Origin of the sequence: Embleya sp. NPDC005971 (assembly GCF_040629175.1) — a bacterium.
Lineage (GTDB): Bacteria > Actinomycetota > Actinomycetes > Streptomycetales > Streptomycetaceae > Embleya.
The window spans coordinates 22,675-31,139 of record NZ_JBEXUX010000093.1; the positions used below are offsets into that span (position 1 = coordinate 22,675).

14 protein-coding genes are annotated in these 8,465 nt (G+C 70.7%); 9 read left to right on the top strand and 5 right to left on the bottom strand.

Translation table 11 applies throughout. From position 1 onward, the window contains the following. Positions 1–712 precede the first annotated feature (712 nt). From ABZ374_RS43710 to ABZ374_RS43725, 4 genes are all read left to right on the top strand, one after another. Complete coding sequence (locus ABZ374_RS43710) at positions 713–1,000, top strand: hypothetical protein (RefSeq protein ID WP_360323313.1); 288 nt, start codon at positions 713–715, stop codon at positions 998–1,000. Then, positions 991–1,281 (top strand): hypothetical protein, encoded by a 291-nt coding sequence (locus ABZ374_RS43715; RefSeq protein ID WP_360323314.1) that lies wholly within the window; start codon positions 991–993, stop codon positions 1,279–1,281. The genes ABZ374_RS43710 and ABZ374_RS43715 overlap by 10 nt, the downstream gene beginning before the upstream one ends. Positions 1,282–1,325: 44 nt before the next feature. Next, positions 1,326–1,529: a hypothetical protein gene (locus ABZ374_RS43720; RefSeq protein WP_360323316.1), complete on the top strand. Its 204-nt coding sequence runs from the start codon at positions 1,326–1,328 to the stop codon at positions 1,527–1,529. A gap of 707 nt (positions 1,530–2,236) precedes the next feature. Continuing rightward, positions 2,237–2,623: a hypothetical protein gene (locus tag ABZ374_RS43725; RefSeq protein ID WP_360323318.1), complete on the top strand. Its 387-nt coding sequence runs from the start codon at positions 2,237–2,239 to the stop codon at positions 2,621–2,623. 5 nt (positions 2,624–2,628) lie between these two features. On the opposite strand, the gene ABZ374_RS43730 is transcribed toward ABZ374_RS43725, so the two are convergent. The 4 genes from ABZ374_RS43730 to ABZ374_RS43745 form a co-directional block, all read right to left on the bottom strand. Continuing rightward, entirely contained in the window at positions 2,629–2,889 is a 261-nt protein-coding gene (locus ABZ374_RS43730) for a hypothetical protein (RefSeq protein ID WP_126639078.1), read from the bottom strand. Continuing rightward, positions 2,886–3,236 (bottom strand): hypothetical protein, encoded by a 351-nt coding sequence (locus ABZ374_RS43735; protein WP_360323320.1) that lies wholly within the window; start codon positions 3,234–3,236, stop codon positions 2,886–2,888. Before ABZ374_RS43735 ends, ABZ374_RS43730 begins: the two co-directional genes overlap by 4 nt. Before the next feature lie 14 nt (positions 3,237–3,250). Further along, on the bottom strand, positions 3,251–3,574 hold the full coding sequence (locus ABZ374_RS43740; RefSeq protein ID WP_360323322.1) for a hypothetical protein: 324 nt from the start codon (positions 3,572–3,574) through the stop codon (positions 3,251–3,253). A gap of 336 nt (positions 3,575–3,910) precedes the next feature. Then, positions 3,911–4,174, bottom strand: coding sequence for a hypothetical protein (locus ABZ374_RS43745; protein WP_360323323.1), 264 nt, complete (start codon positions 4,172–4,174; stop codon positions 3,911–3,913). A 275-nt stretch (positions 4,175–4,449) separates the two neighbouring features. On the opposite strand from ABZ374_RS43745, the gene ABZ374_RS43750 reads away from it, so the two are divergent. The 3 genes from ABZ374_RS43750 to ABZ374_RS43760 all read left to right on the top strand — a co-directional run bounded on the left by ABZ374_RS43750 (position 4,450) and on the right by ABZ374_RS43760 (position 6,416). Then, positions 4,450–5,142 (top strand): hypothetical protein, encoded by a 693-nt coding sequence (locus tag ABZ374_RS43750; protein WP_360323325.1) that lies wholly within the window; start codon positions 4,450–4,452, stop codon positions 5,140–5,142. Between the two features lie 387 nt (positions 5,143–5,529). Further along, positions 5,530–5,832, top strand: coding sequence for a 3'-5' exonuclease (locus tag ABZ374_RS43755; protein WP_360323327.1), 303 nt, complete (start codon positions 5,530–5,532; stop codon positions 5,830–5,832). 278 nt (positions 5,833–6,110) lie between these two features. Next, complete coding sequence (locus tag ABZ374_RS43760; protein ID WP_360323329.1) at positions 6,111–6,416, top strand: hypothetical protein; 306 nt, start codon at positions 6,111–6,113, stop codon at positions 6,414–6,416. On the opposite strand, the gene ABZ374_RS43765 is transcribed toward ABZ374_RS43760, so the two are convergent. Next, on the bottom strand, positions 6,331–7,053 hold the full coding sequence (locus ABZ374_RS43765) for a hypothetical protein (protein WP_360323331.1): 723 nt from the start codon (positions 7,051–7,053) through the stop codon (positions 6,331–6,333). The two genes, ABZ374_RS43760 and ABZ374_RS43765, sit on opposite strands and share 86 nt — an antisense overlap. Positions 7,054–7,150: 97 nt before the next feature. Here ABZ374_RS43765 and ABZ374_RS43770 point away from each other — a divergent pair, with 97 nt between their 5' ends. Together ABZ374_RS43770 and ABZ374_RS43775 are read left to right on the top strand one after the other, a co-directional pair. After that, positions 7,151–7,600: a hypothetical protein gene (locus ABZ374_RS43770; protein ID WP_360323332.1), complete on the top strand. Its 450-nt coding sequence runs from the start codon at positions 7,151–7,153 to the stop codon at positions 7,598–7,600. Between the two features lie 60 nt (positions 7,601–7,660). Continuing rightward, entirely contained in the window at positions 7,661–8,383 is a 723-nt protein-coding gene (locus ABZ374_RS43775) for a hypothetical protein (protein WP_360323334.1), read from the top strand. Positions 8,384–8,465: the final 82 nt, after the last annotated feature.

Sequence of the window (8,465 nt, forward strand, 5' to 3'; positions counted from 1 at the left end):
ATGCGGGGATCTCGGCTGTCACGGAGTGACGAAGTGGCTGTCATGGTCCACCCAAGGACCGCTACCACACGGATGGTCCGGCTGTCGTGGGGATGCACATTCCCATGTCTGCCGGCTCGGTGCCGGGGTGTGCTTGCGGGTATGAGTGCGAAGCCGTCTCCGCTGCCCGTGTCCTCGGTTCCCGGTGGGCCCGACATCTCCTCGCTCGCCGCCGTACGGGCTTCTTCACTCGCTTCTCCGTCACAAGACCGGGCCTTGACACGCCGGTTGGTGGTGGGCCGTCTTCTCGTCCTGGACGAGGCCGGGTCTTTGGAGACGGCGCACGTGCGTATCGCCGCCGCCACGGCAGGGGTGTCGCTGCGCACCATCTGGCGTTGGCCGGCCGCGGCCCGACAACCGGAACCCCCCGAACCCGCCTCGGGTCGTGTCGCTTTCACGCTCACCGACCAGCTGTGGTCCCGCTTGTCGGACCTGGGCGGGAACGTGAAGGCGCTGCACCGATGGATGCACGACCAGCCCCCGAGGCTTCGCCCGGCCGAGAGGCTGGGTGGGTACCGTCGTTGACGACCGTGCACGACGCGGTGCGCCGAGAACTGCGCGCCGGCCGTGTCCTGGAGTCCGGCCCGCTCACGCCCGCCGCGACCCGGAACGCTACGACCGGGCCCTGGCCGAGCTCGCCCTGCCGGGCACGGTCGACGACACCGGCCGCCCCGTGCCCGCACCCCAACCCCGACCCGGCGTACCCGCCGGGCCCCGGGAGAGCGACCCGACACCACCACCCTCGCCGCTCGCCGGCGGCACCCGCCTGTACACGCCCGGCGCGCACGTCGTGTCGACGCGCCGACTCGGCGAGGTCACCGAAGCCCTCACCCACACCGTCGCCGCCCACGGAATCATGGGCGTGTACGGCGACCCGGCCACGGCAAGACCGTCGCGCTCCACCAGGCGCTGCGTCGGCTCCCGCGCCGTGTCCCGGTACGCCGCGCTCTGGTGGCGGTGAAGCCGGCCCTGCTGCGGTTGCGCGCCGCGCTGCTCACCGCGTTCGGCCTGCCGGCCGCCCACCTGACGAACCGCACCGACGCGGCCGACCGCGCGATCCTGGACGCCCTCGAGCCCCCGGGCGTGCTCGTGAACGACGACGTCCAACGCATCGCCGCCCCCGAACCGGACTACCTCCGCCTCCTGGTCGACGCCCCACCACCCAGACGTCGCTGGTGTTGTGCGGCGCCAGTGCCGAGCGCACCCTCGCCCGGGCCCCCGCGCCGGCCTCACGCGTGCTGACCCGGCAACAGGTGCCCCGCCTGGACGCGTCCCAAGTCCCCATTGTGCTAAGCCTGTTCCATCCGCTGTGGGACACCGCCACCGATGCCGATCTGCTGTATGCGGACCAGACGTGCGCGCGGGGGAACTTCCGCACCCGGGCGAAGATCACCTCCCACGCCTACGCGGCCCGTAGCCGCGCCCCCGACACCGCCGTGGATCGCGCGCTGCCGACCCGGGCCTGCTCCCGCCTCGGCCCCAACCCCTGACCCATCGCGGATCCACCGCTCCCACGGGCAGGAACGAAGGATTCCCATGACCACCGCCCCCCACGACGACACCACCCGGGAACCCTCGACACCCCCGGCCGAACCCGTCCTCGACGCCGTGTCGTCAACCGCCCTGCGGGCTCCGGCCGTTCGCCGTCTGCTCGCGCTGCGTGCCCAGTGCCGCCTCACCCGCGCGCACGTCCACACCACGGCACAGTGCCTGAACGTCTCCGAGCGCACGGTGTGGCGCCGGCCGGCCGAAGCCGGCAACACACCCGCCACCGCTGCCTCCCCGGCCGCCCGCCACGGCGACCGGTTCGAGATCACCGCGGACATTCGGGTGCTGCCGGCCTACTGGCGCGGCAACGCCTCCGCGGTCCACCGTGAGCTCCTCGCCCGTGCCCGTACTGCCACCAGACCGGGCACGACGGCCGACGACCCCGCCTTGCCCGCTACGCCACCGCCCCGGCCGGGCGGCATACCGCTCCCGGGCGGTGCACCACAGGCCGCCGTGCCCTTGCTGGATCCGGTGCCATCGCTGTCGACGTTCCTGCGTGCACTCCGCCGGGACCTGACCGCGGGGGAGCGGATCGGCCACCGCAAGGGCCCCGAGGCCGCCCGGGCGTTGGACGTGTTCGCCAAGCGCCCGCGTACATGGCGCAGCCACGTCGTCTGGGAGGCCGACCACGTCCAGGGCCTCTCTCCGCGTGACCGCCGACGGCGACCTCGTCCACCCGTACATCACCTGGTTCATCGACTGTGCGACCGAGGCGATCACCGGTGTCGCCATCACGCCCGGTTCTCCGACGCGGGCCTCGGTCCTGGCCGCGTTGCGCTCCGCGATCGTGCGCACCGCCCGCTATGGCCCTTCGGCGGCCTGCCCGAACTCGCGCTTCGACCGCGACAGCAACTTCCTCTCCCGCACCGTGACCACCGCGCTGACCGCCCCGGACGCCGACATCACCGTGCTGCCGCCCTACAGCCCGCACCTGAAGGGCGGCATCGAGAACCTCAACCGCTGCGGGGAACGGATGCTGTTCGCCGCCCTACCCGGCCACATACAAGCCACACAAGGCGTGCGGATACGGACGTAATGGTGTCAGTGGGCGGGAAGGTACGTCGTCTGCAGGACGTAGACGCGTTCGCTGCGCACCACGATCAGGTACACGAACATGCCGTCGTCGACGTAGGCCGTAGCCGCACGGGGATTGGGCCCCTCGTACAGGGTTCCGTCGAGATACAGGGCCTCGGCCGCGCGGACGATCTCCGCGACCGCGGTCTCGACCAGGGCGACGAACGCCTCCGGCGCACCGCCCACCACGCTCGCCTGGTCGGGTTCGTACTCCCAGCCCCAGCTCACACGCCCACCGCGGCGTAGGCGGCCCGCAACAACTCGCCGGAGACCCGAACACCGCGGGCACGCACCCCGGGATCGTCACTGACGGTGTCGACCTGTTCGGCGTGGTGGTAGCGGAAAGCGAGGTCCGGGTGGCGTTCGATCTCCGTGATCGCCGCCCAGTGCCGCAACCAGGCCCGCAACGGGTCGAGCCGGTTGATCTCCAACGCCTTCGCGGTCGCCTCGCGCTGGGAGCGGTCCATCTCGGGAAGCCAGTGCGGAGCCAACAAGGCGATCGCCTGGCGCACTCCCTCGATCGTGCGCTCCGGCCGTGCCATCACCGGAGTCGAGTACTCGGGCTCGGCGGTCACCCCAAACCCCTTCCTCACGACAACACGGTCAACGCCACTCTAGCCGCCGCCCCCGGACACGGCGCCGAACGGAGCGGCGGATCAGCCGACGCGTTCACCAGCCGGTGGAAGGTGGCCTGCGACGGCATCACCACCGCACCACCGTGCCGATCCTCGAGGACGCGCGCGACCGACGGCATCAGCGCTTTGACGGTGCCTTTGGAACGCCCTCGCCGCCCGTGGAGCACGTCCTCGATCGCGGCGACGATCCGCTCGTCGGTCCGCCCCACCCCGCCGGAACGCGTCGTGCGGTGGTCGACCAGGCCCCACAATCCCTGCCGCCGATACCGGCCGCGCATGCGCTGCACCGTCGTCCGCGACACCCGCCCCGAAACCCGGCGCCGTCAACTCCTCGGCCTTGGCACGTTCCCGCTCGGCCAGTGTGAACCGGGCCGGGTCGTACTCCGGCCGCACCGCCCCGCCGCCGTGGGGCCCGCCGGCCCGGCCGCACTCCACTTAACGGATGTGCCGTTGCCACGCCAAAGCCCTCTTCCGAGCCGTCGCTCGGGTGGGAGGGTGGCGCGTCGTCGTCGTGCGTTGGCGCAGCCGCAGGTGCCCCTCGACGGGGATGCGCGTCCCGTCGACGGTGACGATCGCGGGCCCGTCGTAGTGCGCGCGAACGTGGGAGCCGCCGCTCACGCGTGCTCGCGGCCGCGGATCCGGGAGACGTGGTGGGCGCTCGTGATGACGACGAAAGGGTGACCGACGGTGGTGTTCTCGTCGTCGAGGTGCACTTCGCCCTCGGTGCCCACCGGCATGACGGGGCCGTCGGAGATCACCCCGCTCCACGACCAGGGAAACGCGGGCTCGGCGACGGGCCGGTCGTGGAGGTCGAGCCGGACCTCGACGTCGCCGATTCCCGGCACCGTGACGTACCCCTCGGCTTTGACGATTTCCATGACTCGAGTGTGCGCGCGGCATTGCGTCGGCCGCCCGTCACGCGCGCGTTCGGGCTACGCGCCTGGCTCGTGGGATTCGTCGAGCTCGTCGGCGAGTGCGGCCAGGGCCCGTGGCAGACGACGCCCTGAGCCAAGACCAACTGGTCGAACTGCTGGCCGCCTTCGCCGAGGCCGCCACCTGAACGCACCCGCACTGGACAGGCCTTTCCCGCCTACTCGGCGGTACTGCCATCCGGCCGTTGTGCCGGGCGGCCGCGCCGATGGGGTCCTGGCCCATGCGAATGATCAAGGCTTTCACAGTCGCTGTCGCGGTCGGTCTGCTGACCACCGCGTGCGGCGGTTCCAACAGTCCGTCAGGCTCCGCCGACAGCGGCGCGAAGAACGCCGTCAAGGTGCTGCCGGTGGCCATCGACGGCCCGCAGAAGGACGTGCTCCCGCGCGGGGGCGACGCGCTCAGGGTCACACCGCTACCGGGCACCAAGGCGCCGGTGGTGGAGAAGGTCGAGCACGCGCTGCGCGAGGACGTTCTCTCCGGCGCCCACGTGCCCGGCACGACGAGCGCGAAGTGCGCCGACGGCATCACCATGAAGGCCGGTGCGGTCAGCCAGTGCGTGGTCACCTACGAGGGCGCCGAGATCCCCTACGAGGTCAAGATCGGTGACAAGTACACCGAGGGCAGCATGGTCTTCTCCTACACCAAGACCCCGAAGAAGGCGCTCCTGGTCGCGAAGGAGATCTACAACCGGTTCAACGAGCGCTACGGCTCCGCCTCCGGTGCCAGCGACGCGAGCAAGCTCGCCTGCGAGGAGATCCCGGTCGCCAAGACCTTCGACTTCGGAGCCGACACCGGCTACACCTGCCAGTACTGGGGCGAGCACGGCACCAAGGACGGCAAGCCCGGCTACGTCACCGTGAAGGTCAAGATCGGCCCCACGCACAACAGCATCGCCCTCGACGAGGTCCGCTAGCCACCCATTCGAGCCGCCGCGCCCGCACGGTAGGAGCTGACGCCCCGATGGCGCGATACGGCGCTCGATTGGCAGCCCGAGGCCGGGGTCGGCGGGGGCCGGCCTGGCGGGTCGTCAGCGCGGCCCGGCCGTGTGCGAGTTGTCCGTGTGCGCGCCGGGTGACGCGCGTAGGGTCGATTCCGTGGGATCGGTGGAGCCGGACCTGGTGGTGCGGTGGCCGGCGGTGCGGCTGCCCGCCGCCGACGGGGCCGTCAGCCGTGGGTGGTCTGGGACCGCTGCACCGACCGGTGGGTGACCTCCGGTACCGGTGAGACCCCGCGTTGGCCGCCTCCTGGGCAGCTCCTACGAGTCGCTGCTGTTCTCCGTCCACCGCTGTCCGCAGGACGTGTGCGACGAAGGCATCACCACGGCCGAAATGGCAGGCGGCGTGTCCCGGGCCGAGTCACCTTCCCGACCTACCACGGTGCCAAGGGACGAGAGTTCACCCTCGTCGTTCTGCCCTGCCTGATCGACGGGATCGTCCCGAACTACTACGACGGCCAGAGCCCCCGCGCTCTCGACGCGGCCCGCCAAATGTTCTACGTCGCGGTGACCCGAGCCCGCCAACCCGACTGGAGCAGTGGACGACCGCGTCGTCGCAGTACCGAACACCGTTCCCACAAGCGTGTTGACATCATGCACGCCCCATGACCACGTGCAATTACCCACCGTCACCACCGACTACGGAACAGAGCCGAAAACTGGATAGACCCCGACCGGTTGGGTGTCGGATGCGCGATCACCCGGGCGTTCGTCCTGCCGCGGCTCTAGGGTCGGTGGGTAGGGGGCCGGGCGGGCGGAAGCCTTCCCGTGTGAGAACGGTGTCGACGGCCGGTGGACGCCCGGGTCCCGTGAGGTCGGCCCGCGCCCGTGGGCCGGTTCCCGACACGACGTTCGTGGCGGGTGTTCGATATTGCCGGGGGGCGTGGATGAGTCCGATCGTGCAACGTTTCGTGGGCGCGGTGGGGACGGTTGTGGTCGCCGCGATGGTGAACGTGGCCACCGGACTCCTCACCACCGAGCCGACGCGGTGGTGGGCCTCCGCGGCGGTGTTGCTCGTCGTGGGGGTCGCGGTGCAGTGGTGGCTCCCGGTGGCACCCGCGCCGGTCCGGCGCCAGTCGGCCGAGGACAACAGGATCGGCGGCTCGCTCACCCAGACGTCCACCGGGCCCGCGGACCAGGAAGCGCGCGGAAACGACATCGACGGCAACTTCGGGCAGCGCCAGGATGGGTGAGCCGGGGAAGGAACCCCGACGTCCGTTCCGTCGGCGCCCCGCGCGGCGCACCGAAACCGCGCAGGACGCGGGCAACAACACCGTCGGCGAGAACCTCCAGCAGAACACCGGCGGCACCAACGTCGGCCGTGACCAGCACACCATCAACTTCATCCACATCGCCGAAGCCGTCGACGGGCAACGCCTCCTCGAGCAGGCCCGACCCCCGTGGGACGCGGTCCAGAACCCCCCCACCCCCCTTGATGAACACCCTCACCTCCCGGTGGCCGTCTCCCCGACCGTGCCCCGGCCCGCGCCACCCGTAGGCGGCGTCGAGGAGATCCTGGCCGCGCACCGGAAGACCATCGCCGTACAGGACAAACTCCTCAACTGCCAGGAAGTCCTCAAAGTCAGCGAACGAGCCCGCGACGACGCCCGCCTCGTCGCCGACAGCCTCCTGGAGACCATCCGACACCTGACCACCGTCATCCGGGAACTCTCCGACCTCATCACCACCGGCGGCGGCGGACACCTGCGCCCCCGACTCGACCACGCCGTGGACGAACGCATCGCGGCGCACACCCAACTCGCCCGCGCCGAACGCGACCGGATGATCTTCGGACACGTGGCCGAATCCGCCCGACACACCATCGAACACCTACGCACCGAACTCGCCCGAATCCAGGAAACCTCCCGGACCACCCCCCCCGCGCACGCCCGACCTCGCACCCGTCCTGTCGTTCGACGACACACCCTTGCAAGTCGCCGCGGGCGCCGTTGCCCACGCCCGCCGCATCCTCGACGAACGCGAGGAAGCCGTCCGCGCCGCCGTCGACAACCTCGGCGGACCAGAACACCTCACCCCACCCGGACAACCCCGAAACGCGACACCGCCACCCGCCCTCGAACCGGTCGACCCAGGGGGCACCACGGCACCAGCCGTCCCGCGTGGACCGAGCCGTCGCACCGTCCTGATCAGAGGCGCCGCCGCACTGACCGCGACGACCGGCGCACTCGTCACCATGCGCGGGGACGGCATCGACAGCCCCCGCACGCCCGAAAACTGGAACATCCAGAGGAACATCCAGAGAAACATTCTGAATTCGGTGGTGTTCAGTCCGGGCAGCGAACTCTTGGCCTGCGTCGACATCGGCGTCGGCGCCAACGCCAGCATCGACCTCAACGCAGGCGGTGGTTTGTGGTAGTGGGATGTCAAGGCCCGCGCCCGAGTTGACCTCGCCGGCACCACCACCGGGGTGTCGTCGGTGGTGTTCAGTCCGCGCGGCGAACGCTTGGCCGGCGGCGGCATCGGCGGTGTGTGGCTGTGGGACGTCGCGACGCGGCCCAGGGCCCCCGATGTCCTCGATGCCCCCACCGACGGGGTGTCGTCGGTGGTGTTCAGTCCGGGCGGCGAACTCTTGGCCGGCGTCGGCGGCAATGGTGTGCAGTTGTGGGATGTCAAGGCCCGCGCCCGCGTTGACCTCGTCGGGCCCACCGGCGGGGTGTCGTCGGTGGTGTTCAGTCCGGGCGGCGAACTCTTGGCCGGCGTCGGCGGCGGCAGTTTGTGGTTATGGGATGTCAAGACCCGCGCCCGCGTTGACCTCGTCGGGCCCACCGGCGGGGTGTCGTCGGTGGTGTTCAGTCCGGGCGGCGAATCCTTGGCCGGCGTCGGCGGCGGCGGTGTGTGGTTGTGGGATGTGAAGGCCCGCTCCCTTGACCGCGCCAGGTCCACCCCCGGGGTGTGGTGGATGGCGTTCAGTCCACGCGGCGAACTCCTGGCCACCGTCGGCGTCGGCGGCGTGTGGTTGTGGGATCTCAAGGCTGGCCCCCGTGTTGACCTCGCCGGGTCCACCGTCGGGGTGTTGTCGGTGGTGTTCAGTCCGCGCGGCGAACTCCTGGTCGGCGTCGGCGACGGTGAAGTGTGGTTGTGGGATACCGCGACCCACGGCCTCATCAGCCACAGTGAAGTTCTCTTAGTGGGCGTTTAGCGGTGGATTTCGACGTTAAGTCGGCCTGTCCTCGATCACGTTCGATCCAGCTTGCGGCATAAGCCCCACTCTTCAGTGACAC

Excerpts from the sequence above, each read along its gene's own strand:
- ABZ374_RS43740 (WP_360323322.1), bottom strand. The coding sequence starts at position 3,574 with ATGCGCGGCCGGTATCGGCGGCAGGGATTGTGGGGCCTGGTCGACCAC.
- ABZ374_RS43760 (WP_360323329.1), top strand. The coding sequence starts at position 6,111 with ATGAGTCCGATCGTGCAACGTTTCGTGGGCGCGGTGGGGACGGTTGTG.
- ABZ374_RS43750 (WP_360323325.1), top strand. The coding sequence starts at position 4,450 with ATGCGAATGATCAAGGCTTTCACAGTCGCTGTCGCGGTCGGTCTGCTG.
- ABZ374_RS43745 (WP_360323323.1), bottom strand. The coding sequence starts at position 4,174 with ATGGAAATCGTCAAAGCCGAGGGGTACGTCACGGTGCCGGGAATCGGC.